Below are 25340 nucleotides of genomic sequence, written 5' to 3' on the forward strand. Positions count from 1 at the left end.
TTTGTCTATTATCCATTGACTATTAATCCATAACAATTGGGCTTTTGCAGGCAGCCTGACGTACAGCCAAATTTCGAGGTGTGAATCTAACTACCCACCAATAGCGGGACAAATTAAAAAAGCTAAATTTCAAAATTCAGCTTCTTTTAGGTTACATCAATTATGTCCATTGTAGAAAATATATATGTTTTATAAAATGCATCTGTACATTTTACAATTTGTTGAATAGGATTTATATGAACCACTGTCATATAACTTGTAAGTATGTATCCTTCTTCAAAATATGTCACTAACATCTCTTCTTCAGACAATAATGAAGTTAATAACTTGTCTGTAATACTTTCTTTCGCTTCATTAGTTATTAGCGGTCTTTGGACTTTTAATTTCTCTCCAATAATTTTTTTCATACTTAATAATTGTTCCGACATTACTGTAAACGGAACCCACTCTCTTCCTGTTTCCTGTATCTTTACATAACTCATTTTCTTTACTCCTCAATTTTCTATATCTATCCATTCACAAAATAGAAATTTCACTTCTAAATACACTTTATCCATCTCTTATTTAATATGTAGCGTAGCTTTCCAATTCAAAACTATTTATGAATTTGTAGAAATCTCCACTACAAAAGAACGTTTGTTCTCATTATACACGAACGAACGTTCTTTCGGAAGTGCAATATGTAAATTTTTCAAACAAAATGTAACTTTAATCTATGAAGTTTATTCATACCCATTGATTACTCCCTATTATTAATCAACTTTCTTTGCACTTCCTATCACACCATAGAATACGTGTAGCAACAATAAAAGCGACTCCACCCAATGTGGAGTCGCTTTTATATTTCTACTTTTCTATCCTAACTAACGTTCTTTCTGGAATACAAATTTCAGCTACATCAAAATGATTTATTTTCAAATTTAATTCCCCTACTTTTTCCTGATTTTCTTCACCAACCCAACAACTATATAATTCAAAGTAATCTCCTTCTTTTAAATACCCTTCCATAATCGAGCATAAAGTTAAAAGTTTATTTTGAGATTCTTTCTTATCAACTAATCTTTGCCACTCAACCAGTTCTATTCCCCATCCTGATGATACTTCATAAATGTAATTTGTTTGAAATTGATGCTCTTTTACAACTTCAAGTAAACCTTCATCTGAAAAGCACGGTCCAATTATGATTAAATCATTGGAATCTTCTGGGGTTAACGGCACTTCTACATTACAACCTATATAACTAGCTAAACTCATTTTTAACTCCTCCAATATTATTCAACAAAGCTCTTCATAAATACATTTATTTATTTATTTATATATATATTCATTTCCTGCATAGATAAAAGAAATTTTAGTTTTACTATTCATTAACCATCCATCGACATAAGCATATACTTTTATTATGAACGAAACTCACAAAAATTTCGAAACTTATAAAGAATGTAAAACAATACATTCTTTATAAGTTTCATACATTTCGACAAATCATTTCACTGATCCTGCTATGTGCGGGATAATAATCAGTAAGGACGAACAAAGTCAAAACTAATTATTTCATTACTTTACTTTCTCTATTGATTAAGTTTAGGTTGCATAATAATATGTAATTCTCTCTCTGTTTCTGTTTTTTTCGGATTCCGATAATATTCCAGTTTATATTCTATTACTTCATACTCAATCATCCCAATCTTTATCCCTTTTGTTTCTTTTAATACATCTAGTAAAATACTTATATTTTCATTAGCTGATTCGAAAATTTTCCCTCCACCTTCTCTTTTAAAAATAACTTTCATATATTCTCCTCCAAGTTAATTTAATAATCTAGTAAATCTAAAATTATTCATATTATAATGTAGAACACTTTTTGCAATAAAAATTTCTACATTTCATTTCGTATAAAGTCAATTTACTCTCCGATAATATGGTATGTATCATTCTTTAAATTATGTCTTCTATTCATTCTCTAAGAAAATACAAAAAATATATTTAGTTTATATTTAACAATATTAATTAACTAAAACATTATCATTTCAACATTTTGCGAATTAAATTGCTTATTCCTTTTATCTACATACAAATTTTCCCATTGTAATTCTTAATATTTAAATGTAATATTGTATTGTCTTACTATCTATTTATAACACACACACTAACGTGAAAAGGGAACTCTATACGAGTTCCCTTTTCTATTGAAAATAAAAAAACAGAAATATAGCATTATGCTAAATCTCTGTTTTTCTTCTAAACCTTATTTCTCATCTAAGAATTTAAATGTATCTTTAAATTCTTTATCTGTTACTTTAATATCCGCATCTTTCAATAGATCATTGATTACTTGTTGTTTCCATTTACCTGTCGCATCTTGCAGTCTTTGTTGTTCTAAATCTTTTCGAATCGTATCTTTTACTTCATCGTATGGTTTCAATTCTTTTTTATCCGTCACTTTTATTATATGATAACCATAAGATGTTTTTATTGGCTCACTTACTTGTCCTGCATCTAATTTATACGCAGCTTCTTCAAACTCTTTCACAGTTTGACCAGGAGCAAAACCAGCTATTTCTCCGCCCTGTTCCTTTGAACCAGTATCTTCCGAATATTGTTTCGCTAAAGCAGTAAAATCTTCACCATTATTTATTTTCTCTTTTACTTCTTTCGCAGTTTTTTCATCTTTCACTAAAATGTGACTTACCTTCATTTCAGGTTTATGGTTATCTTTCACATCTTTATCTGTGACAGTCGCTCTAATCGCTTTCTCAAGCGCAATTTCTGGCTTCATTTTCTCTTTTAGTTCATCTTCATTTTTTAACCCTACTTGCTCTAAAGCCACATCAAACTTGTCACCCATTTGTTCCTTCGCTGCGTCTACTTGTTTTTTAGCTTCTTCATCTGAAACTTCATATTTATCTAGCAATGCCTTATTTAACATCATTTGAGATAAAGTACTTTTTCCATATGTTTGCCTTAATTCTTTACTTAACTCTTTCTCTGTCACGTTTCCTACTTTTGATGTTGCAACATTTTCTGCGGAACCACACGCAGACAATGCTAGCGCCACACATGTAATAATAGTTCCCATAAATAGCTTATTCTTTTTCAATTCAAATACCTCACTTTGATAATTGTATATTAGGAACTATACAGCGCTATTGTGAAATTAATGTGTTTTCCGCAAGTATTTCTCTTCATGTCAGAGGCAAGATTTATTAAACACTAAAAGCTGGCATGCAGCCGATTTTTTAACATCATTTAATCTGTACATGTTCTTCTTTGATCCATTTGTTTCCACCTATATCTACATATCCATCCTGACGATTCCAAATACGATAAGGAATTTTCCCATCGACCGCACCTGTATCATTCCCGTTTGGTCCATCGTACGTTCTAATTTCATATCCAGGTGTGTATTTTGAGTATGCATAGTACCATTGCACATTAAAATGCTCTAACTTAGCCCACTGTTGTTCTCCACCTAAACAAATCATATCTTTTTCACCACCTCCCCAATAACCTTTAAAAATTAAATATGGGATTTTTTTCGTAAGTCTTCCTGTAAACTGTGGATTCGCAGGATTTTCATATAAATTAATGCCGTATCCATCATTATATTTTGAAACTGCAATACCAATTCCATTTGGTTGCTTACTATCTCCAATACTAGATTGATTTGTTTGATTTGAACCTATAAACCAAGAAAGATTTTTATTCCCAATTAATTGATTTAAATCACATTTTCCAATACCAGGAACATTTCCTGAATCAGTATATTGCCAAATATCACAAGGGTATGCTGGTTTATTCCCTCCATAACGAGGAATCCAAATAAAATCAGCATCAATATTGCGAGCTCCAAATGATATATACGTGTGATGTCCTACATATAAACCAATTTTTTTTGCACCTAATCGGCGTAATTCATCAATAAATGCTTGAGTCCCACCTTGCATATCTACCATTGTTTGAACTTCTACATCTGCCACCCAAAATTTGGCGTTTTTATCGCCACGATTCCAAAAATCTTGCGCTTCTTTTTTTGCATCTGAAATAGATATATAACGGCAAAATGCATAATTTCCAAATGGAATACTACGTTTCTTCATTTCTTTCACATAACCTTGATACATAAAATCCGCAGTATTCGAACCATCTTGAACTCTAGCAATAACTAAATCTAGCTGAGCCGCTGCAATATCCCAATTAATATTTCCATTCCATTTCGAAATATCTACAATATAACCCATTATTAATCAACTCCTTTTTTATTAGCTTATTCAAAGCTTGTTTTATTGTTAGACCCATATGCCTAATAACAAGCCTCTATAAAACAAATAAATATATTTTCATTATTTTTTAAAACTATATAATTTCTTTTTATCCATAATAAACAAGTTCTTCTCTTTTACATTTATTAACGATAAGTATACGTTTTCTTCATACTAAATAATGGGATAAAACTATAAATAATGTGCATACTATATATAAGCAATTTTTGCTTATACTCATGAATGGCCTCCAAGATTTTTCAATCTCCCTGTAAAAGGTAGCTAAAAAAGCTGCCTTTTTACAATTTATAGTTAATTACTGCTTACTCCCTCGTATTAGTATTTTTTAAGCTTTGTATTAGCATGCATGGTATATATTTTTTTACAGCGCTATTTTGATACGTATTAGAAATAACTTTTCCTATTTATGAAAATGTCCTTTCCTTTACATAGTTATAAAACAATTTAGAAAAAGTATTTTAAATTTCCACATCTTACTTTCAAATGAAATGGTGAAATACAGTGAAACTTTAATCAGTGGGGGGGGTTCATCCCCCATTGATTATTAGCCCTCACCAATCGGGTGTTTACGGGCAGCAGGGCTTCCACCTAACTTCTTTGCTCTCGCCGAATTTTAAGGTTAGAGTCTTACTGCCCACAAATAGCGGTATAAAACTCCATCTACTAATATCGTATATATAATAATCAAATACAATAAAATTACATATTATATTAATATGTCTTTCTAATTAAAAAGTAATAAAAATATAACCCCTATTATATAAGGAGTTGATTCAATGAAAAAAATGCCTATCGTATTCAAAGTTCCCCCGAATTCAAAGCTAAAAGTTACATTCTACGGTCCTTGTAACGAAGTAATTACAAACGTATCTTTAATTAATCAACTACTCATCCCTAACTGCCAGACTGTATCTCAATATCCAGACTTCAAGAAATATATAACTGAAGTCCGATCATTATCAAATTGTTAATCATATAATTTGTGATTTTTCATTTCGAACCGTTCGATAATAAAAAAATAGAAAGAGCCGAGTCTTTCTAAAGAAACGGCTCTTTTTCATTTCACAAAACATAACTTCAATAATAAACTAAAATAACTCATTAATTGATATTCTATTGATATTTCGTTGATATTTTACACATATTAATAAAATGCGCATATATTATCGTATGGAGTTACTCCACTCATAAAACCTATCTTTCTTTTGAGTATACTTTATTTGTATACTCTTTTTTTATTCTTTACTTACCATTACCCTGTTCATATTTCCGAAGATCACCCATACAAACATCGAGTATTTCAAAAAATCATCTTCTTATTAATCGCTATGAATATAAGTTTAACAATTTATCGATAGCTACATTTTCAGCATCACTTAAATCGACGAAATATTGAAGTTGCCATAGTTGACTCTTCTTAGCCTGATTACTAGCAGGTTTATCCCAAATAGGGTAAACCCTCATAGCCATTTTTCCTTTTTGGTTTTGAGTTTTTAATATTTTTTCTTTTAGAAGAATCTCTTTTGGAAAAATAAATTGTCCTAGTTTATTATCCGCTATACAAGTAATAACTAAAAGATCAGGAGCCAAATCATAAGAAAATGCCTGATTTCTCATGGAAGCACCCTTCTCCCAAAAAGAAACAAATTGTCCAATCTTATTAGGCGTAATTTTTGATACCCTAAATCGTATACTTCTATTATTTAGCTGGAATATCCCTCCTGCATATTCTGAATTTTACTTTTATCTTTTTGGTTAGTGATGAATAGATTATTAGGTTTGTAAATCATCTCATCCAGTTTTCCAACTATATTACTAAAATCAATCATGTAGACACACCTTTTTTATTTTTCAGTATTTCAAGAACACTTGTTCTTGATATCGAACTTAAACTTTAATCAAAAACCGCTGTAAAGATACTTAAACGAATGATAGCTTTGTATCGTCTTTTCAAAGATTATTTTATCTACTCCATCCACAACTTCAAATTTACTTTTATAGTATTTATTACATAACTATTCCAATTTTTCGTATTACTCATTATTATATTAATATATAAATAAAAACGAGGTACATATTATATGACCCAATTCAAAATTGACTTTGGCTCCATAGAGCACCCCTTCTTCCTATTAGTTTTATATCCTATCGCACTTCTTTTAACACTCGGCATTACATTTAGTATATGTCATTCTCTTTTACTAAATTTCAATGCACCGAGTTGGGTAGCAAAACTATTAGCTATCGTATTAACTCTAGGTGTTGCTTATCAAGTATTTATGAACTTATTTTAATATATTACCAATTTAACATCTTTAAAAAAAAGGCCCTACCATAAGGTAGAGCCTTTTAGTTAAATAGTCCATAAATCACAAACATGTCTTTTATTTTATTGGAGATGGGAATCTTGCAGCTTCAAAATGCGTACTAATAAATCCTGGATCATTTTGTATAATCAGTCCATCTACATCACTCTCAGCAAAAATTTCAACTACATCTCCTGCATGTAATTGAAGTATTGTTGAAACAGCTACGACATTTGCAAAATTGGGTGGACCAAAAAAGTCATTATCTATCGCTATAGCTGGATTATCATTTACCTGAATTTCTACACGCGCCCTATAATTCGTATTACTATCATTAGGTGCAAAGCTGATTGTACCAATAATAGAATAAACTCCTCTAGTCTTCGGAATAAAATCTGATGTTACTGGATTATATTCATTCGCTAAATCAAACTGTTCATTTTGGAATAATACTTTAACAAAAGTATTTGCAGTGACATTTTGATTTACTGTACTAACAGCTCTAAAAGCAGATGCCCTTACAAGCTTATCTTTCTCATTATCACAACACTTATCGTAATAATCTGTACTCTTCTTACAACAAATATGCTGTGTCTTTTTATAGCCATTGCAATGCTTACAATAATAATATGACATATTTATATCCCCTTTCTAAATCTATTGTTGTATACTATGCAAAATAAATTTAAAAAGTTTGGACGAGCTATTGCTAATATGAAATTAAAAAAACTCCACCGAAAAGCAGAGTTAATATAATTTTTTCCTTTTTAATATTTATACAATTGGAGATGGAAATCTAGCAGCCTCAAAATGAGAACCATCTTCTGAACTACTAATAACCCCATCTATACTACTTTGCGCAAAAATCTCAACAATATCACCTGCATGTAATTGGAGTATCGTTGAAACACTTACGACATTCCCAAAATTTATTGGACCAAAAAAGTCGTTATCTATAGCAATTGCCGCATTTCCATTCACTCGAACTTCTACACGCGCTCTATAGTTTACATTTGTATCGTTTGGAAAGAAACCAATCGTTCCAATTACGGAATAAACGCCTCTAGTCTTCGGAGTAAACTCTGATGTTGCCGGGTTATATTCATCCGCTAAATCAAATTGTTCATTTTGAAATAATACTTTGACAAAAGTATTGGCTGGAAGGTTTTGATCAACTGTATTTACCGCTCTAAAAGCGGATGCTCTTACAAGGTTTTTCTCCTTATGATCGCAAGAACAGTCATCATATTTTTTACAGTCCTCTCTTCTCTTTTTACAACAATCATGATTTTTCTTTTTGTACATATATATCGCTCCTTTCTATTACTGCATACTATGCATGCTAGACTTGGAAAGTTTGGACAAGTTGTTGCTATTACAAAAATGAGAACGTGCTACCATAAGACAGCTTGAAGAGAAAATATAACTAAAAAACAAAGCTTGTATTTTAAATTTTGATTATATCACTAATATCAATTATCCCGTTTCATCAACTCGTATTTCTAGCCTTCTCCTCCGTACAAATTTATTATTATTAAATAGATTTCAACATTCAGTACGATATGCAATATTTCATATTTTATTATTTCAATATCCTTTTATTATCGATAAAATGATAATATTCTCTTAAATCCCCTATGAAATCAACAATCTCCCTATAACAAATTATATTCCACCTTTCAGAATTACCGTCAAACATTATATTCTAATATTATTATTGTAAATTATTTACCTGTACAAACGTAAGAATTTTGTGTATTCTATGGACAAGGAGTAAGGTAAGAGTTACTCTTTGCCATTTTAGGAAAGGCCCTGTTGGAGACAACAGGGCCTTTTTTCATAAACTAAATCGATAAAAATTCCTTACTAATTAGCTTTCATTACCTGGACATCATGTATTTCTTACATAAAACACTGCTCTTCTTCGACTGTTTCATTTACAATCATCAGGCAATATTTAATAGTACATCGTTCATTTATCTAGTACTTTCAAAACAGCTTAGACATCGTTAAAACACTTCATGCACTACAAATAAATCACCTGTTATTGGAAGGTTTCATACCACTTATACTTTTGGAGACGGGAATCTGGCTGCTTCAAAATGCGCACCATCTTCTGCAGCACTAATAACGCCCGCTATACTACTTTGCGCAAATACCTCGACTAAATCTCCTGCATTTAATTGAATTATTGATGAAACAGCTACAGCATTAGTAAAGTTTATTGGACCAAAAAAGTCATTATCTATTGCAATTGCTGGATTTCCATTAACACGAATTTCCACTCGTGCTCTATAATTTAAGTTTGTACTACCACATACAATCATTACTAATGCTCAAACTGCTAGACGAAATGAACGGGTGGCTTCAGGGGTAGGGAAATGGAGTACTACTTTACAAGAAGAAATGCAATTCATGGTGGGCGATTTAACTAAAGCTGGTTTTTCACGTGATACTACTAGCCAAGTTCTTGAACAACAATTCAAGATGCTAGATAAACTAGGAGTTAAATATGAAAGGATTGATTATTAATGAACAGATTAGATAATATCAGTAGTGTGTATAGAATTGATGCCAAAAAATCTCCTTCGAAAGAAGAAGAAATTAAAGCGCTTCAGGATTTTTCAACAATAGATGTACCTACAGAATATATAGAAATAATTCAGCTAGCTTCAGACATTGAAATTAATATTGACGACCAAATTTATATTCGAATTTGGGGAGCTTCGGGGTGCATTGAAATGAATGAAACTTATGAAGTGCAGAAATATCTCCCGAATTCACTCGCAATTGGTGATGATGAAGGAGGTGGTGCATTAATCTATCTACAGGATAAAGATGGTTTTGGAATATACTATAACAGATTCGCAGATTTGGATATTGAGGAGGCAGTGAAAATTGCACCATCGCTAACCGAATTATTAGTAAATAATGTAGGTGTGAATACTTTATTAGACATTTAAAAAAATTAAGAGACCTTGATTGGCTTGCCTTTCAAGGTTTTTTATTGGTAACGATATAGGTTTTGTAACAACTATGCTATTTTTTACAAATGTTTTAGATTCCAGTGTATAAGGGTAGTGACAGAGTTGTTGTCATAGACCGCAAAGTATGATTCGATAAAATTGTAAAAAGTGCACCGTACACTTTTTGAAAAGGTTTACCGATGAAATATGATGAAATAAATGAGTACTATAGAAAACAGGCGGAACAAAAAGCAATAGAGAAAACTGAGGAGACTCCAGAAGATGGAGAACGTAAGAAGCAAGAAGATCATCAAAAGCTAATGGAAAATATCTATGGAGAAGAAATGATAAAAAACGGTGAATTAAATATGAATAAAGGAACATTAGGAGAATAAATAAGAAAAAAGCCGCCCAACAGGTCCAACGGGGCCAACGGGGCCAACGAGCCCAACAGGCTCAACGGGGCCAACAGGGCCAACGAGGCCAACAGGGCCAACGGGGCCAACAGGGCCAACGGGGCCAACAGGGCCAACGGGGCCAACAGGGCCAACGGGGCCAACAGGGCCAACAGGGCCAACAGGAGTAACAGGCCCAACGGGGCCAACAGCGGTAGCATGTTGTCCATGTACTAATGTTCTCGACAATCCTGGATTTGACGAACCACCATTAGTAGGCGATTTAGTTCCAGGTTGGAATCAAATTGGGAATGTTACAGAAGTAGGTTTTCCAAACGCCCATAGTGGTCGTATTCTTTCAAATGGGATACTTAGTATCTTAGCTGCGTCAATTGAAGCAGGTGGAAGTATTAATCAATCGGTTGATGTTGGCGAAGGTTGTTGTTTTACGTTTTCTTTTGCTGCGGATATAAGGGATGGTGCATTTCTTATAGCTTCTGTATCTTTCCCAGAACTTGGACATGGATGTCCTCCTCTCCCTGCAACTCTTGGCCCGTCGAATATTCCGAATATTGTACCAGCTGCGAATCAACCGCAATCTAGTTTCCAACATTATACTCTTGTTGTGTGTATACCTGCTGGTGTGACTACAGCATGTGTTGCTTTCCAAAATATTGCTACAGGTGGAGAAGGCGCAACAGCTTTTGTTGACAATGTTGTATTTCAACCTACTGGTGGACCTTGTACATCATGTTCACAAAACTTCTAATGTATTGATGCACTCGCAGCCTTTCGTTTTGCTTACGGACCCCATAACCAAAAAACTTCGTCATGATGCTTACTTAAAAGTTACAGCTAAAGGAGCAAACGGAAAATCATGGATGGAAGTACAACCAAATGAGATTCCTGCAGCCGCTAAAGCAAAGTTAGGACTAAAATAAACTGATCGTACTCAGGCTGTAGTTGGCTTATCCTCTACAGCCTTTTTATATTCTGGACTCCTGTAGGATTGCCTCAAATAAGGATTTTGTATTATTCTCATGTATCTTTTTGATTCCTTCGCATACATTATTATCACAAGGAATTCCACAGGTTGCTCTAGTCCAGTTTCCTTGAATTTCTTGCACACCTTGTGGGAAGAATCTGTTTATAACTAACGGGTTCTTTTATTTTGTCTGCATATAATAACTATTTTATTGAGCTTTCTTTCCATCATTCTTTATCTCTTTCTGTTGTTCCGTTTCCTTCTTTACCAATTCATCTACCATTCTTCTTTGCATATCAGCTTTTTTGCTTTTTTCAGCTCTAAAACCAAAATAGAATAACGCACATGTAATAACCGAACCTGCAATGTATCCTAAAAAGCATCCTAACCAAAACATAATGTAACTCCACCTTTCTGTATAACATTCAAAATTGGAACTACTTTGCAACTCCCTGCGCTTTCCCAAAAGTTGCGGCTCTTTCTTTGATTCGTTTTAATATCCGACTAATTTGAGTTTGAGTAACTCCAACTTTCTTTCCAATACTTTCTTGCGACATGTGGTTTGAATACATATCCCATACGATCATTTCTCTATCTGGCAACGTCTGAACAAAAGAACCCATTAACATTTCACGCTCAACTTCCTCAGTTTCACTCGCTGAATATTCATCAACCAGCATTTGTTCTATTGTTAAATCATCATCGCTATTCCCTGATGAATGAGCTATCTCATGTATTGATTTTGTTATATGCTGATACCGTAAAGCTTCTTCAACTACTTGTATCGATACATCTAGCCGTTTACTAATTTCTTCTGGTTTCTCTTCCAAAAGTCCCCGATTCATTATCTTCCCTTTTAAGTAATAAACATCACGCGGCACCTTTACCTTTTGAGCGTCCCTAATGTTCACTGCAATTATGCCGAATATCTTAGGAATGGCATAATTAGAAAATTCACATCCATACGTAGGGTCAAAACCCTTTCTCGCTTTCAGTAAACCGATCATGCCGTATTGAATTAAATCATCTATTTCTAATCCCGTGTTACTTTTTATCACCTCCGCATTTGAACTGTATTTTTTCCAAACGAAATTATAAACTAGTTTTTTATATTTTTTCATAAACTCATCATCCGACATTGCTTTCACATCAACAACCTCAGCCATTCTCCCCACTCCTTTTGATTTCCCACATTAAAGTTGGTCCTTTCCATATACCAGCTTGCTTCCATTGTTGTTTCATTTTCCCTACATAAGAGCGGCTACAATCATACATAATGCCAATATCTTTATCTGGGATGCCTTGTTGATTCAATCCTCGTACACGCTCCGGAGTAAGCCCAATAGGTATATCCTTTCGCTTTCCACCGCGTTCTTTCGGCTGCGTATCAAGGTATCTACCCAACTGACGTAATTCTTGGCCAGTCGGGCAATTTTGACAGACACTAATACTGAAACACTCTTTTTCCGAACGATTGTAATAACACCTTCTGCATTTCTCCTCAATAATATCGCCAATTTCGTATGTGATTTGGATGCGTTCTACTTTCGTTTTACTCATTAACTGAATTATTTCACATACACTATTCACTATCGATGCCATTCTTCTCTTCACCCCTTGAATAATTTTTCCAGATCAATATATACTACTTCCAAGCCTCTTAATCCACGGCTGGTACTTCTTTCTTTTGTTACAGTAGTAAGTAGGTAGGTTCTTCACTTATCTGCTTTCTCTGTATATTTTTTAAGATTTCGAAAATACTATCTACAAGCTGTTTGAACTAGCAGCTTCACTCTTCTTTTAATGGGAAAGCAATTTATCACAATTAGCTAACTCATTCGACTCACTGGCAGACAACCAAAATTGTTGTCTGCTTTTTGTATGGAATTTTTCATTTTGCATATACTACTTTTGAGCCTGTTTACCAATGCAAGCCATTTTGGTGTTTTGAATTCTTTCTAAGGTCATTTGTTGCATAGATTATTACATCTTTGACAACACTGGTTAAAAGCATGTTTTCTGGTTATTCGTAGTTCTTATCCAAAGTAATCTTTCTCCTATAAAGGACAGCAGGTACGACTGCTTGTCCTTTTTTACTTATATTGCATATCTTCCTTTTTGGTAACCTCGAACAACATTGCTCACGCTGCACCCCTTTTCCCATTCTGCAAACCTTTGTAACCAAGCTTCCTGCTGTTTAGCCACCTCACAATCACAACCCTTTGTTTCAATCACACCAGGATAAATTTCTTTACGGATAATGCCTGTGTTATTACATTTAGGGCACATATCATTCACTCCTTCTCACGATAATCTTCGCCTTCTACAGCGATTAAGTAATATTTACTCATTCCAAATAATCGGCTCTTTGCTGCATAACCAATCTTTTCAGGTAATGTTTCATCATCTTCATTGGAGCTGTATAAAATCGGCAAATTATGACGATACCGATAATCAATAATCTGGTAGTACAGATTTTCTTTTGCTTCTGACCACTTTGACTTCCCTAAGTCATCCCAGATGAGGACCTCTACTTGTTTTGCGTGGATTAACAATCGGTTAAATTCTTTCTTATCATCGTTCATCATCTTGGCTGCAATCAGATCATCCATGAATGTTCCGTCTGATATAAGCAGTACGCTATACCCTCGCTTCATAAGATACTTTGCTGCAGCTACTTGAAGATGCGTTTTACCAAGTCCAAAACTGTTATGTTCTCTCTTGGCTTGCGTTCGCTTTGCTGGCTCTAACTGCTTAATTCGTAACTCTCCAAATGTTGCGATGAAACCCAGGCTATTTTGTTTTGTTTCCTTGATTTCTTTGAAGTTCTGCAAGTATTTTCCCATCGTGCTATACAAAAGCTGTTGTTCTTCTGTTTCTCGTTTGTATGAATCAAACCGAGCATCCGTAAACTCTTCTGGAATCATCGCGTTTTTTAATCTACGCTCCAGCACTCGCTGCGCTTTGCATTCACAATCTTTTTGCATTGCCACCCACATACCGAATTGATTCACTTCATCGTAAAAAACTACTTCTGAATCTTGACACTTTAAGCATTTATACTCGTTTAATGAAGCTTGGCATGTTTTGTTCTCGGTTTGCAATTTCTTCCTCATAGCTTCTGCCCGTTCCAAAACCTTTGCCAGTGCGTCCCCTACGTGTTGCATTTCCTACACCACCTCTTTGGTTTTTATAATCCTCATCGAGCTTTATTACATCTGCCATTGTTTTCACGTTGCTTTTTTGCCAGTTGAATAAAATACCGCTAATGTATTTCCATCGCTTTGCGTTCTGATCCACTGCTCTATCAACAGCTTCCATAATGATTTGGCTACCTAACACATCACTAAACTCTCCAAGGTCTTGCATTACCGTTCACTTAACGGGATATTGTTCTGTAAAAGATAGTTGTAACTTTTTTGAAATTCTTCATCTATCAAAGGGTGCTTATCTACATCATCATTAGTTAGATTAGTACTTGGTAAATCATTAGTATTTAGTAGTGGCGGTTTTTCCACTGGCTGGTTTTCCATACATATGGTTTTCCAGTCACTGATTTTTCCACTAGGTGGTTTTTCCAGTGGGTGGTTTTCCTCGTCTATGGTTGGCACTTCATAAACTGCAGTTTCCCAATGAGAGATTTTCCCCGTCTCTGGATTCTATACGGGATACCGTTTTAAATAACCAGCCTTCTTTAATTCTTTCAAAGTATTCGTTGTTGTTTCTTTTCCGTCTTTAGCATGTTGACATTTCCCTATATAGAAAATTGCTAGAACAAACTTACGGAGGATATAATTTAGCAGTTAATAATTTGGGTGACCCTTTAAAAATAATGGAGCGATCCGCGTTTGAAACATACCTTTCCCTAACGTATATCTTGCAAAAAATTTCTGAGGAAAAAGAGCGATATGGTGAAGGCTATAATGACTACGATTTGGTTTGCCCAACATATAACGGTAACCCCTGTAATTTCAGAAGTTTGACACAGCTCCGGAAAAAGCTTATAAAGAAAGTGAGGTTCCTAATATTCGTTTGCAGGATATAAGGCGTAAATCCGAAAATCGTAAGTGAACGATTAGGACATAAAAGAGTAGGCATCACATTGGACACCTACTCACATGTGTACCAGACCTACAAGAAAAAACAGTCGAAGATTTTGCAATTACGGATTTTGCATAAAAAATACTAGCTTATCCGTGTGACATTGAGAGGAGTCAAAAACATGAAAGAAATCAAATCTGAACAAGAATTCAAAGACATCATCGCAAGCGAGGAGCCAGTAGTTGTTAAGTTCTTTACTACATGGTGCCCAGATTGCGTAAGGGTGAAGTAGTACGTTTTATGCATGATTATGCAACGTTAACAATCGTTAATATATAAGGGTTTAGAGGACATATCAGCGACCATTTCCCTCTTACCATTACTAAGATGTATTCGTTTAGTTTGCAATTTGGTTTGCAATTCGGTTTGCAAACTTGTTAGCACTTTTTTATATTTCTTCTACATAGGGGTCACTATAAATTTGGACACAAATTATTACAATTTGTTTTTGGGTTTAAATTCCACACATAATCACCTGTCAATGTAATATGTTCCCATCCAAGTGGCGATATATGTTGTAAATATTCCTCTGGAATGTCCACGCTTTTTGTACGTAAAGCATCTACTGCACGTGATAAATATACCGTATTCAGTAATACATATAATCCGTTAAAAAGCTCATATAAATACCTGAAATTTCATAGCAAGTGGGCAAAGCAGACAGTTTATTGAACTGACTGCTTTGTTTATTTTTCACATTTTATTTACCTTTTTTCTTGGTTGGAACCCAGCTTGCCTTAGAGACTGATTCCAACTACCAAAATGCCTTACATATGTGGATAAGGCAGGCATATTAGGATCTTTTAATATCCCTTTGGCAGTCGGTAATTTTTGAAATGAATGAGCCCATTCCTTTAGCCTGGATAACAAAATCCTTCTTGTATACATATTGAGCATGTAACCGCCTTTTCATAGTTCTTAATTTATGAATTACTTTCATAAATTAAGAACTATGAAAAGGCAAGCATCAAAATGTGCTTGCCCTTTCTTCTAACGACGATGTTCCACAAGATCAATTACACCTAAAACAACGTGAGCTAAACCAAATCCAAATACTGTATTTGCAATCATCTTATTAGATCCACGAGTTTGCTTTAAGGTATAACCCACAGCTGTAACTGCTGTACCTAATGTAGTTGGAATTAATCCTTCACGAATATTCATAGTAACGTCCTCCTAGTATCGCAGTTAGTAATCCTGCTTTAATACTTTGGAATTAAAGTACTAAAACACGTATTAGTATTTTCCTTCCTTGTGAAAATATGTGGAGTTATTTTAATTATCTTCTTTTAATTATGATACAGCGTAACTAAAAATATTAATGCGTAAGTTGTTTTTATACATTTACATGTTCTCTATCTTTATCTAAAATATCATTTATTAACATAAAACTTTCTGGATCCAAATCACCTTGTACAATTTCTTCTGATATTTGACGCCATAATAACCTTCGCCCTTTAACGTACTACTTACAATTCCTTCTGTTGTATCTGGTACTGTAAGTTGACTTATCAAACCTTGAACAGAGCCAACGATTCCTTCATTATCAACCAGTACTCCTTCAAGATTTTGTATTCTTTCTGCTACTTTTAAGGCATGTTGTTTGTAATCTTGTTGTATTCTTTGAAATCCCCATTTTATTTGTGAATCTTTTAACTTCTCTATATAATGCTCATAGGCATGAATACCCATGTACTGTTCTTTTAGAAAGGCATTTAATATATTGACTACACTCTGTTTTTCCATATCATCATTTCCTTTTACAGAAGTCGATGGATTATCCATATCGTGTGTGTAATACTATTAGTTAATTTCTTTTTATATCATGCCTCTAAATTCCCCTCTCCTCTTTCACTCACCTTGATATAAATATCATTTTTGTTTAATCCATTCCCAATAGGTTCATACTAACTTTTGTTTAAAAATATGAGAAATGGGGTTGGATTAAATATGGAATTTGAAGGTAAAAATTCTACAAAATCTGCACTTCTTCATTATAAGTATGGTTTGGGTTTATTTACTGAGAAGATGCCTAAACTAGCCGAACAATTTAATTCCTTTACAGAGGAATGCTTTAAAGAAGGCACCTTATCAAAAAAACAAAAACAGTTAATTGCTTTAGGTATTAGCCTTTATTCTCAGGATGAATATTGTATCATTTATCACATTAAAGGATGTCTAGATCAAGGAGCTTCAGAACAGGAGATCTTTGAGGCGGTGGGAGTGACAGCTGCATTTGGTGGTGGTGCTACTATAAGTCAGGCAGTAACTCTTGTACAAGAGTGTATGCAAGAGTTAAAGCGGTAAAAGAAATGGTTACAGCTTCTTTCCCTTTCACTTCATCTTTTAAATTCAATAATCTATAAACTAAATCGGATTAATATTTCTATCCTATATTACATGGTATATATTCTTTACATTTGTACATTATAGTTTGAGAAAGTATTACTTGTAGTTAGGGTGTTCCAAATGAACTTTAGAAACCTATTTTCTTTATTACGGAACATTTTTAAAACCATTTTTTCTTTGATAAAAAGTCTTTCAAAAAATTTATTCATTTTAAGGAGGCATATTAAAATGGGAGTATTAAGTGGCAATCCCCAAAATGAACCAATGCATTACGGAGAAGTTTTTGCGCTTTGGAGTTATCTTGCAGGGGCGCAAGGTGCAATTGCTGGTTACCAAGTTCTCGTTAATCATACCGGAGACGAGGACTTAAAAAAATTTTTAGAAAACCTTATAGAAAATGATATCCAATCAGAAGTTGAAGAATTAAAAAACCTGTTGAAATTAAACGGGGTGGCATTACCACCAGCACCTCCAGAACGCCCAGTTGCATCTATTGAAACAATTCCTCCTGGTGCTCGTATTAATGACGCAGAAATTGCAGCTAAAGTTTCTATGGATCTTGCTGCTGGATTAGTAGCATGTAGTCAAGCTATGGGACAATCTCTTCGAGAAGATGTAGGAATGATGTTTGGACAATTCCATATGAAAAAAGCACAAGCAGGTGCTACTTTACTACGATTAAATAAGAAAAAAGGTTGGATTATTCCTCCTCCTTTACATGTTCTTCAATCTGATCAAGCATAACATGGAGTAAGCGGTTAACTTTTGTTAACCGCTTCGTTGTATTTACCTGTACTTTTAATACTGGAGATTAAAGATATTTCTCATAATTTTAGCCTTAAGGTTTAGAAACTGTTAAACGAATAATGTACAAAATAACTGGAGAAATTAATACATAAGAAAGGAGGGGAAAACTATGAAGAAGAAATTATCATCTATTTTAAGCGTTTTAGTATTAGCTATTATGTTTTTAGGTACAAATGCCCATGCTGAATACGATGGAAATAATATGAATAGAGTTAATAATACTGATATTTCAACTCGAGTTAATGACAATAACATGAATAGAGTTAATAATGATGTGAGAACTCGAAATGTAAATACGACAAATGACCTAAATGATAATCGTGATAAAAATAATAATTGGACTTGGCTTGGTTTATTAGGACTATTAGGATTATTTGGTCTTAGAAAAAAAGACAAAGATCCAGAAACACGTTAATGTAGAACATTTTTTTAGTAAACAAGTACTTATTTATCAAGAGAATGAAACAAATATAAATCGCCTTTAAAAAGGCGATTTATTCATTTCTTGAAATTAATACCTATAATTAGTTATTATTGTAAGTCAAAATGTTTAATTCATATATTTCACCATATATTTACCCGTGATTAAATTTCTACTATTGCATACACCTTCACAAACACATCATACTTAGCTGCTAACTCTTCCAGTTTCTTTTCCCTGTATTTTGTTACCGTAAAAAAATGAATGACTGGCATTTTTCCATTATCCTTCTGTTTATAAATTTGCGTGAGCTCTTCATACTTTTTTAACTTCTCTTCATTCACTTTCATTTTCTGCGAACGATCTACCTCAACTGCATGAAGTATATTTTCTTCATCACGAAACTTTACATCTAGATGCGAAATAACATTGTCATTTCACATTTATTGGCTGCTAAGATTCGTACTGATATATAAAAGAAAACAACAATCTACTAGCAAAAACTAAAAAATAAAGATAACAAATACATAGCATCTAAGATATTCTAAACATCTTTATAGCTTTTAATTCTGTATATAACATTAATCTTAATAAAAATTAAGTTACTGCCCTCCTCAACAAAAAACTCTATTTTTCTTATACTTAGAAATGAAACATACCTCCAACTATTGGACTTATTCTAATAATTGAAGGTACATTTTACTTTTCCTTATTTTTTATTTTCTTTTTCCTTTCGTTCTTCAGAAGGATCTTTCTGTTTATTCTTATCCTGTTGTCTTTGCTCAGAAGGTTCCTCCGTTGGGTCTGGTTCCTGTTCATCCTTTTGAGCTGTATTACACCCAAATAGCAGTCCTACTGTAAATATGCTTGTCATACATATAGAAAGCATTTTTTTATACTTCAATTAAAGCACCTCCTAAAATTAATATTCCTTGTATACTATGTGTAGTTATAACTGTTTTTATTTATTGCTATCTACTGGGATAAGCTAGTTTTTATAAATGACATATCAGCGATATTTTATGTCTATTTCGTATAGGTGTTAGCAAGTTCGTTTGCAAACTTGTTAGCACTTTTTTATATTTCTTCTATTATATACGCATTCACAAACACATCGTACTTTGCTGCTAGTTCTTCCAGTTTCTTTTCTCTGTATTTTGTAATCGTAAAGTAATAAATGACTGGCATTTTTCCGTTGTATTTCTGTTTATAAATTTGCGTGAACTCTTTGTACTTTTTTAATTTCTCTTCAGTTACTTTCATTTTTTGAGAACGCTCTACCCCAATGGGATGAAGTACTCCTTCCTCATCTCGATATCTCACATCCGGAATAGTCTTTTTCTTCTATTTATTTTTATTTAGCGGCACTCCCATTAAAACAGCATAAAAAATACTCCTCTTGAATCGAGGAGTATTTTTCTTTGTTATTGATCAGTGCCCTGATTTTTACCAACAGCTTGTGATTTTTTCGCTGCTGATTGAGCATTTTGTTGTTTTACTTGATTTACATTTGTTTCAGTTGCAAACTCTGTACCATAGTCAGCATTTGCATTTTGAACACCAGCACTAGCAGCTTGTGATTTTTTCGCTGCTGATTGGGCATTTTGTTGTTTTACTTGGTTTACATTTGTTTCAGTTGCAAACTCTGTACCATAGCCAGCATTTTGTTGTTTTGCACTTTGAATACTAGCACCAGAAATTGTTTTATTATGACCTTGTTGATTTTTATCCATTATTTGTCACCTCCACAACCGTTAATATAACCAACCTATCAAGAAGATATCCATACAGATTTTTTTAAATTGACACATATATCTCTTGCAGCAATAATCCCTTATTTAAATGCACAAGGAAAGACCTTTCACAAAAAATCACAAAAACATTACGCTAGGCCACTCTTTATACCTTTATATTTATTCAATAGATTATTAGGTAAAACATTAATTTTTCTCATTTTATTTTTTTCCTCACTGTATTTCGGTTAAGTACACCATGGCTGGACAAGTAACTTAATCTTATAAATTCACTTCTTTTCCTTACTTCACATACACATAGACTTTATTTGCTGTTATATAGTATGTGTTCCCTTTACTATTATGCACCTTATATCAAAACTAACATTTGAAATATTCTTAAAAAAATGATTACCAACATTCTCCTTTAACATAATCTAAATAAAAAAGAGAAGAAAACAATGTTCCCTCTCCATAGCTTTCTTTATTAATGTCAGTAATTTAATTTATTCTAATAAAATGCAGTTTACTACTCCTTAATATAAAAATCCTTTGTTTTTACAAATAATACTCAAACATTTTTGCAACCTTTTCTTTCATTTTTTCTTTTATAGATAATTGATTGACGTCAGAGGATGTTACTCGTTTTGAATTTTGTAAGTCTGCATTAATCACTGGTTTTATTTTCGAAATATAGACAGGGTCATGAATATAACAGTTCATTTCTTCATTTAAATGAAACGAGAGCGAATCAAAATTCACGGTCCCAACCATCAATACTTTTTCATCAATCAAAAATACTTTACCGTGTAACACTCCATTTTTATAACCATATACTTCCACCCCTTGTTTTAATGCTTTTCGAATATATGGATATGATGCTTCTTTAACTAACAGTGCATCCGAATGAGGTGAGAACAGAATTTTGACACGGACTCCCCTCTTTCTTGCATCTACTAATGCGTTCCAAATAGTTCTATCTTTGGGTATAAAATAAGGTGTTAATATAATGATGGATTCTTTTGCTTGTTGAAACAGCATTGCATAATCTTGCCCAAGCTTTTCTCCACTATAATATGCAGTAAATCGATGCGAGGTTGCTCCCTTTTCCTTTATCGCACTGTGTATCGGAATCGGTTCCTCTGAGTTTTTCTTCCAGTCTAACACAAATTGGTGTTCTAGATCTTGAACGCCTTCTCCTCGTATTTGAAGGTGATAATCTCTCCAGTAACCAAGTTTTTCTTTTTCTCCTAAATATTTCTTTCCAATGTTAAATCCACCAATGTACCCAATTTTCCCATCAATAACTGAAATACGACGATGATTCCGATGATCAAAAGAAGAAACAAGATAAGGGAAAGCTGGCTTATTATAATACGTAAAATGCACTCCTCTTTTAACTAATAATTCTCTTTCCTTCTTCTTTAGTAAAACTCCACCTAGCCTGTCCACTGCATAGTATACTTCTACACCTTCCTGACTTTTTTGCCTCAATAACTCTAGAAACTGGTGACTTACTTTATCATCAGCAATAGAGAAAAAGTTAATATGTACGTAATGTTTTGCTTTCTTTATATCTGAGAATAATTGATTGTTTAACTGTTTCCCGTCTGTATACATAGTAATATCACTCTGACGAATAGGGTATTGGCTAGGCTGCTGGTCAAATCTCCCACTTTTTTCAGCTATTGTTCTGTCGATTTTACCCCAAACAAGTAAAACAAAACATCCGCCAATAAATACAAAGAGGAGTGCTCGGAGAATTTTCCCCATCTTTTTCAGCATATTTAATCTCCTTTATATATTATCGTTCTTTTTCTGTTAGTTTTTGTTATCGGGACAAAACTATTCCATATCCATCCATGAAGCCAATCTTTGCCCTAGAATATGTAAGTCAATTACGTTCTTACATGGTAGATTTTTCTTATGAATTTTCTATTCAGGTTAATATAACACCGCTTAACGGTATTCCATGTATCTATTGGCTAAAAAAATCCTCCTTCAAATAATTAACTGTAAAATTTCTTATTCACATACCTCTAATTTAGGGTTATCATTTCTAATAACCCTAAAATTGGAAATCGTACTATGATTACAAAATAGGCATTCTATATTTTGAAGTGCATTTACAAGGAGGAAAAACTACATGACAGTAAGCACTAAACTTAAACAAACTATCGCTGGATTAAAGGGTGCTCAAGCATGCCTAGAAGGATTTGTTCTTGATACTGATAACCAGCAAGCAAAACAATTATATAAATGTGCAGCACAACAAACTCAAGAAATTATTGAATCTTTAAATCCTCGTCTTCAGCTAATTGAACAAGAAGAGCCTGAGTATAAGTAATAACATAATACCTTTCACATAGAATATCGACCAAATGGAAGCGTGCTCAGCTTAGATAACGATTATCAAAATGCAATTATTACACGTAATATGTAAAAATCTCTAAATTAAAGAAATAAACAGCCTTATTTGGAATGTAAAAATAACAATTCTATGTAAAGGCTGTTATTTTTTGTTACACTCTTATATACTCGGAATCACATAGACCTTCACATATATATCATATTTTACTGCTAACTCTTCAAATTTCTTTTCTCTGTATTTCGTTACCGTAAAGAAATGCATCACCGGCATTTTTCCATTATGCTTCTGTTTATAAATCTGCGTAAGCTCTTCATACTTTTTTAACTTCTCTTCATTCACTTTCATTTTCTGTGAACGATCTACCTCGACTGCATGAAGTATCCCTTCTTCATCACGAAACTTTACATCAGGAATGATTCTTTTTTTCTCACCGTTTTTTTTATAACGTATATCCGTTTCTATCTGCCAATCGCCCGGGCAAAATAAATGCAGCCATGCTTCATTACGTAATAATGCATGAGCTAATTTCCCTCTTGATACAACCCTCCCGTCATCACCAAACATGGCGTGCCCTTCTTTATTGAGATAATACACATATTCCTTTCCTTGCATCGTCTTGCTCACGTATGGGTTTAAATCTCCCATAATGCGATTTGCATTTCGGATACCACCCATATCATGTACACTCATTACATGTCTTCTTGTTGCAAACTGTAGCTTTCTAATCGTCGCAAGTATCGCCATCTGACGGTTGATTTTCATGTGACTCTGGATGTTCATGTTTTTCCACCTCGTATTCTTTTAGATGTTCCCACATGACCTTGTCATCAATATACGGCACTTGCAGTTCTGTGAAGTTTTCCTTCATATATATAGCTCTTCCTGGAATAGATGGTAGTTGTTCTAATCCGGACTGATCAATAACTACTTCGGAAGCGGTACGAGTCGGCAAACGAAAGCCGAGTTTTGCATTCGCCATTTGCTTTATAACCCTTGGCAATGTATCACCAGTTGGATATTGCGTACAGAAGACAATACGGAATCCAAGTGCCCCTCCAACACGCGCGATATGACTTAGCATGTATTGACACTCCTCAAGCATTTTATTATGAGCTCTCGGTAATCCTTTTGCTGGGGCTAGTACTGCTCCTTCATCCACTACAATAAAGTACCGGTCTCTCTCTTTTGTATGAACGATATTTTTAATACCGCGTTCTTTCATGTATTTTCCTCGTTCATGCATTTTCTCCATCACCTTTAACAACATGCCGTGCGCTTGCTCTGATGTTTCTGCGATTTGTTCGACTTGTTTCAGTTTTTTATATTCACTAAATTCAAGGCCTTCTTCTTTTAAATCAATCAAATAAAAATGAGCATGATTTGGATTCGCTAACGATAAAGAAGCGAACAGATTTTTAAGGAACACGGTTTTCCCCATACGAATTAATCCACCAACAGCCATATGCGGCGTTTCATCGAAATCATGATAGATAATTCGTTCTAAACTTTGGCCAACTGGAACAAGCCATTTCCCTTTCGTTACTAAGTTCATAGACCATGACCAATTCTTTGGAATTTCTCTTCTGAACACACGGATGTTCAATTTATAATTATCGTACATGATCCGTACCGGCTTACTTAATCCCTCACTCACAACATCCTTGACTTTTTGAATAATTTTACTCGGCATTCCGACTGGTAAAGTGTACACGTAAGTCGTACTACGATCATCATCGATTTGCTTTTGAAATTTCGGATAGTGCAGCTTATCTTCTCTTTTTATCGCGATTCCAGATACCTCAAAGAATACTTGTATCTTTCGCTTATCATCATTTTTACTTTTGAACTTTTCACCGAATAATGCCACTGTTAAACTTGCAGCTGGAACAAGTAATAATTCAATCATTTTTTCCACTCCCCATATACCCTTTATATGGGTATATATCCCTTATTTTCGGAACATAGCGATACATGCTTTTTCTCACTGACATGTAAATGTCCTACAATTCCATGTTGGTATTCCCTTATAGAAACGCGAAAAGAACATAACGTAGAAGATACAAGAACGAGCCTGTAAGCGTTGTGTACATGGTCATACGTGGAAGCCAATGTGGAACACTCTCCCCCATTTTCTCTGCGACTTTCATCGTAATAACTGACAAGCCAGTTGCCGTCCATACCACTACTGCTTCTCCTAGGATTGTCATTTGAATCCCTCTTTTCGAATGAGTTGTAATCCCTTTGGAGTCATTACAGGTAGATACTCGTTTATAACATCTCCCCACTCCAACACTTCGTCCTCATCTTCATATAGATCATCCATAATATCGTTTGATAAACGGTAATATCCTTTATATTCGCGGTTATTAAAAACCTCATGTCTTTCCATGTGATCCACGATCGCATTTGTTTCTTTTTTACCACTAGAACCTTTATACATATTTCTCAATTCCTTTGATGGATACAGGTAAGGTGTTTCGTTTAAATGTGAATATTGCCAACGCATGCGCGCCCTCTCCCTTCTTGATGTCCTTGATTCCACTTGGTATTCCTCGTGGTCTTGATAAAGGTATATGACCTAGAAAGAAGGATTTTGCCTGTCCTTCGAGAAAAAATTCGTAGG

31 protein-coding genes and 10 pseudogenes are annotated in these 25340 nt (G+C 33.8%); 13 read left to right on the top strand and 28 right to left on the bottom strand.

Annotation, left to right across the window (positions count from 1 at the left end; translation table 11 throughout):
• Window positions 1-146: 146 nt before the first annotated feature.
• From JDS80_RS19345 to JDS80_RS19365, 5 genes are all read right to left on the bottom strand, one after another.
• The gene (locus JDS80_RS19345) at window positions 147-482 is read right to left on the bottom strand and encodes a YolD-like family protein (protein WP_071747326.1); all 336 of its coding nucleotides are present in this window, start codon (window positions 480-482) and stop codon (window positions 147-149) included.
• A 364-nt stretch (window positions 483-846) separates the two neighbouring features.
• Complete coding sequence (locus tag JDS80_RS19350) at window positions 847-1254, bottom strand: hypothetical protein (RefSeq protein ID WP_098889741.1); 408 nt, start codon at window positions 1252-1254, stop codon at window positions 847-849.
• A gap of 317 nt (window positions 1255-1571) precedes the next feature.
• On the bottom strand, window positions 1572-1793 hold the full coding sequence (locus JDS80_RS19355; protein WP_071747324.1) for a hypothetical protein: 222 nt from the start codon (window positions 1791-1793) through the stop codon (window positions 1572-1574).
• 455 nt (window positions 1794-2248) lie between these two features.
• On the bottom strand, window positions 2249-3100 hold the full coding sequence (locus JDS80_RS19360; RefSeq protein WP_071747323.1) for a peptidylprolyl isomerase PrsA: 852 nt from the start codon (window positions 3098-3100) through the stop codon (window positions 2249-2251).
• 145 nt (window positions 3101-3245) lie between these two features.
• Window positions 3246-4241, bottom strand: coding sequence for a glycoside hydrolase family 25 protein (locus tag JDS80_RS19365; RefSeq protein ID WP_199639740.1), 996 nt, complete (start codon window positions 4239-4241; stop codon window positions 3246-3248).
• Window positions 4242-5059: 818 nt separating this feature from the next.
• Here JDS80_RS19365 and JDS80_RS19370 point away from each other — a divergent pair.
• Window positions 5060-5254 (top strand): hypothetical protein, encoded by a 195-nt coding sequence (locus JDS80_RS19370; protein WP_071745807.1) that lies wholly within the window; start codon window positions 5060-5062, stop codon window positions 5252-5254.
• Between the two features lie 355 nt (window positions 5255-5609).
• Here the strand turns inward: JDS80_RS19370 and JDS80_RS19375 are convergent.
• A pseudogene (locus JDS80_RS19375) lies at window positions 5610-6112 on the bottom strand (MepB family protein).
• Between the two features lie 252 nt (window positions 6113-6364).
• Here JDS80_RS19375 and JDS80_RS19380 point away from each other — a divergent pair.
• Window positions 6365-6577 carry a hypothetical protein gene (locus JDS80_RS19380; RefSeq protein WP_098889737.1) on the top strand — a complete coding sequence of 71 codons (213 nt, stop codon included), beginning with the start codon at window positions 6365-6367 and terminating at the stop codon, window positions 6575-6577.
• A 90-nt stretch (window positions 6578-6667) separates the two neighbouring features.
• On the opposite strand, the gene JDS80_RS19385 is transcribed toward JDS80_RS19380, so the two are convergent.
• From JDS80_RS19385 to JDS80_RS19395, 3 genes and pseudogenes are all read right to left on the bottom strand, one after another.
• Window positions 6668-7225: a C1q-like domain-containing protein gene (locus tag JDS80_RS19385; RefSeq protein ID WP_199639742.1), complete on the bottom strand. Its 558-nt coding sequence runs from the start codon at window positions 7223-7225 to the stop codon at window positions 6668-6670.
• Window positions 7226-7363: 138 nt separating this feature from the next.
• Window positions 7364-7894, bottom strand: coding sequence for a C1q-like domain-containing protein (locus JDS80_RS19390; RefSeq protein WP_098889736.1), 531 nt, complete (start codon window positions 7892-7894; stop codon window positions 7364-7366).
• A gap of 761 nt (window positions 7895-8655) precedes the next feature.
• Window positions 8656-8895 (bottom strand): annotated as a pseudogene (locus JDS80_RS19395) (ABC transporter permease); the annotation flags it as partial.
• Window positions 8896-8950: 55 nt separating this feature from the next.
• On the opposite strand from JDS80_RS19395, the gene JDS80_RS19400 reads away from it, so the two are divergent.
• The 5 genes and pseudogenes from JDS80_RS19400 (at window position 8951) to JDS80_RS19420 (ending at window position 10891) form a co-directional block, all read left to right on the top strand.
• Window positions 8951-9121 (top strand): hypothetical protein, encoded by a 171-nt coding sequence (locus JDS80_RS19400; RefSeq protein ID WP_257208398.1) that lies wholly within the window; start codon window positions 8951-8953, stop codon window positions 9119-9121.
• Complete coding sequence (locus tag JDS80_RS19405) at window positions 9121-9552, top strand: SMI1/KNR4 family protein (RefSeq protein ID WP_098889735.1); 432 nt, start codon at window positions 9121-9123, stop codon at window positions 9550-9552. The genes JDS80_RS19400 and JDS80_RS19405 overlap by 1 nt, the downstream gene beginning before the upstream one ends.
• A 203-nt stretch (window positions 9553-9755) precedes the next feature.
• Window positions 9756-9950, top strand: a complete 195-nt coding sequence (locus tag JDS80_RS19410) for a hypothetical protein (RefSeq protein ID WP_180237382.1) — start codon at window positions 9756-9758, stop codon at window positions 9948-9950.
• Window positions 9951-10008: 58 nt separating this feature from the next.
• Window positions 10009-10719 (top strand): annotated as a pseudogene (locus tag JDS80_RS31565) (collagen-like protein); the annotation flags it as partial.
• Between the two features lie 28 nt (window positions 10720-10747).
• Window positions 10748-10891, top strand: a complete 144-nt coding sequence (locus tag JDS80_RS19420) for a YxeA family protein (RefSeq protein ID WP_180237381.1) — start codon at window positions 10748-10750, stop codon at window positions 10889-10891.
• 252 nt (window positions 10892-11143) lie between these two features.
• Here the strand turns inward: JDS80_RS19420 and JDS80_RS19425 are convergent, their stop codons facing one another.
• The 6 genes from JDS80_RS19425 to JDS80_RS31570 form a co-directional block, all read right to left on the bottom strand.
• Window positions 11144-11332: a hypothetical protein gene (locus tag JDS80_RS19425; protein ID WP_098889734.1), complete on the bottom strand. Its 189-nt coding sequence runs from the start codon at window positions 11330-11332 to the stop codon at window positions 11144-11146.
• A 40-nt stretch (window positions 11333-11372) separates the two neighbouring features.
• Window positions 11373-12101 (bottom strand): sigma-70 family RNA polymerase sigma factor, encoded by a 729-nt coding sequence (locus JDS80_RS19430; protein WP_199639746.1) that lies wholly within the window; start codon window positions 12099-12101, stop codon window positions 11373-11375.
• Window positions 12094-12537, bottom strand: a complete 444-nt coding sequence (locus JDS80_RS19435; protein WP_098889732.1) for a hypothetical protein — start codon at window positions 12535-12537, stop codon at window positions 12094-12096. The genes JDS80_RS19430 and JDS80_RS19435 overlap by 8 nt, the downstream gene beginning before the upstream one ends.
• A gap of 495 nt (window positions 12538-13032) precedes the next feature.
• Window positions 13033-13224 (bottom strand): hypothetical protein, encoded by a 192-nt coding sequence (locus JDS80_RS19440; RefSeq protein ID WP_199639748.1) that lies wholly within the window; start codon window positions 13222-13224, stop codon window positions 13033-13035.
• A gap of 5 nt (window positions 13225-13229) precedes the next feature.
• Window positions 13230-14039 carry an ATP-binding protein gene (locus JDS80_RS19445; protein ID WP_242477390.1) on the bottom strand — a complete coding sequence of 270 codons (810 nt, stop codon included), beginning with the start codon at window positions 14037-14039 and terminating at the stop codon, window positions 13230-13232.
• Window positions 13993-14304, bottom strand: a complete 312-nt coding sequence (locus JDS80_RS31570; protein ID WP_242477391.1) for a DnaD domain-containing protein — start codon at window positions 14302-14304, stop codon at window positions 13993-13995. Before JDS80_RS31570 ends, JDS80_RS19445 begins: the two co-directional genes overlap by 47 nt.
• 463 nt (window positions 14305-14767) lie before the next feature.
• On the opposite strand from JDS80_RS31570, the pseudogene JDS80_RS32130 reads away from it, so the two are divergent.
• Window positions 14768-15114: pseudogene (locus tag JDS80_RS32130) on the top strand (site-specific integrase).
• Between the two features lie 43 nt (window positions 15115-15157).
• Window positions 15158-15262, top strand: a pseudogene (locus JDS80_RS19460) (thioredoxin domain-containing protein); the annotation flags it as partial.
• A gap of 187 nt (window positions 15263-15449) precedes the next feature.
• Here JDS80_RS19460 and JDS80_RS19465 read toward each other — a convergent pair.
• From JDS80_RS19465 to JDS80_RS19475, 4 genes and pseudogenes are all read right to left on the bottom strand, one after another.
• Window positions 15450-15632 (bottom strand): annotated as a pseudogene (locus tag JDS80_RS19465) (Tn3 family transposase); the annotation flags it as partial.
• 97 nt (window positions 15633-15729) lie between these two features.
• Window positions 15730-15933, bottom strand: a complete 204-nt coding sequence (locus JDS80_RS31580) for a homing endonuclease associated repeat-containing protein (protein WP_346011388.1) — start codon at window positions 15931-15933, stop codon at window positions 15730-15732.
• A 93-nt stretch (window positions 15934-16026) separates the two neighbouring features.
• On the bottom strand, window positions 16027-16200 hold the full coding sequence (locus JDS80_RS19470) for an asparagine synthase (RefSeq protein ID WP_199639750.1): 174 nt from the start codon (window positions 16198-16200) through the stop codon (window positions 16027-16029).
• Between the two features lie 172 nt (window positions 16201-16372).
• A pseudogene (locus JDS80_RS19475) lies at window positions 16373-16782 on the bottom strand (ferritin-like domain-containing protein).
• 204 nt (window positions 16783-16986) lie between these two features.
• Here JDS80_RS19475 and JDS80_RS19480 point away from each other — a divergent pair.
• The 3 genes from JDS80_RS19480 to JDS80_RS19490 all read left to right on the top strand — a co-directional run bounded on the left by JDS80_RS19480 (window position 16987) and on the right by JDS80_RS19490 (window position 18607).
• The gene (locus tag JDS80_RS19480) at window positions 16987-17343 is read left to right on the top strand and encodes a carboxymuconolactone decarboxylase family protein (RefSeq protein ID WP_098889076.1); all 357 of its coding nucleotides are present in this window, start codon (window positions 16987-16989) and stop codon (window positions 17341-17343) included.
• A gap of 270 nt (window positions 17344-17613) precedes the next feature.
• Window positions 17614-18129: a DUF3231 family protein gene (locus tag JDS80_RS19485; RefSeq protein ID WP_002119162.1), complete on the top strand. Its 516-nt coding sequence runs from the start codon at window positions 17614-17616 to the stop codon at window positions 18127-18129.
• A 172-nt stretch (window positions 18130-18301) separates the two neighbouring features.
• A complete protein-coding gene (locus tag JDS80_RS19490; RefSeq protein WP_088058729.1) occupies window positions 18302-18607 on the top strand; it encodes a WGxxGxxG family protein in 306 nt (101 codons plus the stop codon).
• Window positions 18608-18777: 170 nt separating this feature from the next.
• On the opposite strand, the pseudogene JDS80_RS19495 reads toward JDS80_RS19490, so the two are convergent.
• From JDS80_RS19495 to JDS80_RS19515, 5 genes and pseudogenes are all read right to left on the bottom strand, one after another.
• Window positions 18778-19026, bottom strand: a pseudogene (locus tag JDS80_RS19495) (replication-relaxation family protein); the annotation flags it as partial.
• 299 nt (window positions 19027-19325) lie between these two features.
• Window positions 19326-19517: pseudogene (locus JDS80_RS19500) on the bottom strand (hypothetical protein); the annotation flags it as partial.
• 173 nt (window positions 19518-19690) lie between these two features.
• Window positions 19691-19957, bottom strand: a pseudogene (locus JDS80_RS19505) (replication-relaxation family protein); the annotation flags it as partial.
• Window positions 19958-20037: 80 nt separating this feature from the next.
• A complete protein-coding gene (locus JDS80_RS19510; protein WP_088058725.1) occupies window positions 20038-20346 on the bottom strand; it encodes a gamma-type small acid-soluble spore protein in 309 nt (102 codons plus the stop codon).
• A gap of 558 nt (window positions 20347-20904) precedes the next feature.
• On the bottom strand, window positions 20905-22131 hold the full coding sequence (locus JDS80_RS19515; RefSeq protein ID WP_199639752.1) for a phospholipase D-like domain-containing protein: 1227 nt from the start codon (window positions 22129-22131) through the stop codon (window positions 20905-20907).
• Between the two features lie 361 nt (window positions 22132-22492).
• Between JDS80_RS19515 and JDS80_RS19520 the strand changes: the two genes are divergently transcribed.
• Window positions 22493-22693: a DUF1657 domain-containing protein gene (locus tag JDS80_RS19520; protein ID WP_088058722.1), complete on the top strand. Its 201-nt coding sequence runs from the start codon at window positions 22493-22495 to the stop codon at window positions 22691-22693.
• Window positions 22694-22876: 183 nt separating this feature from the next.
• Here JDS80_RS19520 and JDS80_RS19525 read toward each other — a convergent pair whose 3' ends face one another.
• From JDS80_RS19525 to JDS80_RS19540, 4 genes are all read right to left on the bottom strand, one after another.
• Window positions 22877-23497, bottom strand: a complete 621-nt coding sequence (locus JDS80_RS19525) for a replication-relaxation family protein (protein ID WP_199639754.1) — start codon at window positions 23495-23497, stop codon at window positions 22877-22879.
• Window positions 23439-24623 (bottom strand): FtsK/SpoIIIE domain-containing protein, encoded by a 1185-nt coding sequence (locus tag JDS80_RS19530; protein WP_199639756.1) that lies wholly within the window; start codon window positions 24621-24623, stop codon window positions 23439-23441. The genes JDS80_RS19525 and JDS80_RS19530 overlap by 59 nt, the downstream gene beginning before the upstream one ends.
• 118 nt (window positions 24624-24741) lie before the next feature.
• On the bottom strand, window positions 24742-24924 hold the full coding sequence (locus JDS80_RS19535; protein WP_088058716.1) for a hypothetical protein: 183 nt from the start codon (window positions 24922-24924) through the stop codon (window positions 24742-24744).
• On the bottom strand, window positions 24921-25223 hold the full coding sequence (locus JDS80_RS19540) for a hypothetical protein (RefSeq protein ID WP_088058714.1): 303 nt from the start codon (window positions 25221-25223) through the stop codon (window positions 24921-24923). Before JDS80_RS19540 ends, JDS80_RS19535 begins: the two co-directional genes overlap by 4 nt.
• Between the last annotated feature and the right edge of the window lie 117 nt (window positions 25224-25340).

Source organism: Bacillus cereus group sp. N8 (assembly GCF_016483685.1).
GTDB classification, from domain to species: domain Bacteria; phylum Bacillota; class Bacilli; order Bacillales; family Bacillaceae_G; genus Bacillus_A; species Bacillus_A proteolyticus.

Bases quoted from the DNA above. Each gene is read 5' to 3' on its own strand.
- JDS80_RS19345 (WP_071747326.1), bottom strand. From the start codon at position 482: ATGAGTTATGTAAAGATACAGGAAACAGGAAGAGAGTGGGTTCCGTTT.
- JDS80_RS19350 (WP_098889741.1), bottom strand. From the start codon at position 1,254: ATGAGTTTAGCTAGTTATATAGGTTGTAATGTAGAAGTGCCGTTAACC.
- JDS80_RS19355 (WP_071747324.1), bottom strand. From the start codon at position 1,793: ATGAAAGTTATTTTTAAAAGAGAAGGTGGAGGGAAAATTTTCGAATCA.
- JDS80_RS19365 (WP_199639740.1), bottom strand. From the start codon at position 4,241: ATGGGTTATATTGTAGATATTTCGAAATGGAATGGAAATATTAATTGG.
- JDS80_RS19370 (WP_071745807.1), top strand. From the start codon at position 5,060: ATGAAAAAAATGCCTATCGTATTCAAAGTTCCCCCGAATTCAAAGCTA.
- JDS80_RS19380 (WP_098889737.1), top strand. From the start codon at position 6,365: ATGACCCAATTCAAAATTGACTTTGGCTCCATAGAGCACCCCTTCTTC.
- JDS80_RS19385 (WP_199639742.1), bottom strand. From the start codon at position 7,225: ATGTCATATTATTATTGTAAGCATTGCAATGGCTATAAAAAGACACAG.
- JDS80_RS19390 (WP_098889736.1), bottom strand. From the start codon at position 7,894: ATGTACAAAAAGAAAAATCATGATTGTTGTAAAAAGAGAAGAGAGGAC.
- JDS80_RS19405 (WP_098889735.1), top strand. From the start codon at position 9,121: ATGAACAGATTAGATAATATCAGTAGTGTGTATAGAATTGATGCCAAA.
- JDS80_RS19410 (WP_180237382.1), top strand. From the start codon at position 9,756: ATGAAATATGATGAAATAAATGAGTACTATAGAAAACAGGCGGAACAA.
- JDS80_RS19425 (WP_098889734.1), bottom strand. From the start codon at position 11,332: ATGTTTTGGTTAGGATGCTTTTTAGGATACATTGCAGGTTCGGTTATT.
- JDS80_RS19430 (WP_199639746.1), bottom strand. From the start codon at position 12,101: ATGGCTGAGGTTGTTGATGTGAAAGCAATGTCGGATGATGAGTTTATG.
- JDS80_RS19435 (WP_098889732.1), bottom strand. From the start codon at position 12,537: ATGGCATCGATAGTGAATAGTGTATGTGAAATAATTCAGTTAATGAGT.
- JDS80_RS19440 (WP_199639748.1), bottom strand. From the start codon at position 13,224: ATGTGCCCTAAATGTAATAACACAGGCATTATCCGTAAAGAAATTTAT.
- JDS80_RS31570 (WP_242477391.1), bottom strand. From the start codon at position 14,304: ATGCAAGACCTTGGAGAGTTTAGTGATGTGTTAGGTAGCCAAATCATT.
- JDS80_RS31580 (WP_346011388.1), bottom strand. From the start codon at position 15,933: ATGCTCAATATGTATACAAGAAGGATTTTGTTATCCAGGCTAAAGGAA.
- JDS80_RS19470 (WP_199639750.1), bottom strand. From the start codon at position 16,200: ATGAATATTCGTGAAGGATTAATTCCAACTACATTAGGTACAGCAGTT.
- JDS80_RS19480 (WP_098889076.1), top strand. From the start codon at position 16,987: ATGGAATTTGAAGGTAAAAATTCTACAAAATCTGCACTTCTTCATTAT.
- JDS80_RS19485 (WP_002119162.1), top strand. From the start codon at position 17,614: ATGGGAGTATTAAGTGGCAATCCCCAAAATGAACCAATGCATTACGGA.
- JDS80_RS19490 (WP_088058729.1), top strand. From the start codon at position 18,302: ATGAAGAAGAAATTATCATCTATTTTAAGCGTTTTAGTATTAGCTATT.
- JDS80_RS19510 (WP_088058725.1), bottom strand. From the start codon at position 20,346: ATGGATAAAAATCAACAAGGTCATAATAAAACAATTTCTGGTGCTAGT.
- JDS80_RS19515 (WP_199639752.1), bottom strand. From the start codon at position 22,131: ATGCTGAAAAAGATGGGGAAAATTCTCCGAGCACTCCTCTTTGTATTT.
- JDS80_RS19520 (WP_088058722.1), top strand. From the start codon at position 22,493: ATGACAGTAAGCACTAAACTTAAACAAACTATCGCTGGATTAAAGGGT.
- JDS80_RS19525 (WP_199639754.1), bottom strand. From the start codon at position 23,497: ATGAACATCCAGAGTCACATGAAAATCAACCGTCAGATGGCGATACTT.
- JDS80_RS19530 (WP_199639756.1), bottom strand. From the start codon at position 24,623: ATGATTGAATTATTACTTGTTCCAGCTGCAAGTTTAACAGTGGCATTA.
- JDS80_RS19535 (WP_088058716.1), bottom strand. From the start codon at position 24,924: ATGACAATCCTAGGAGAAGCAGTAGTGGTATGGACGGCAACTGGCTTG.
- JDS80_RS19540 (WP_088058714.1), bottom strand. From the start codon at position 25,223: ATGCGTTGGCAATATTCACATTTAAACGAAACACCTTACCTGTATCCA.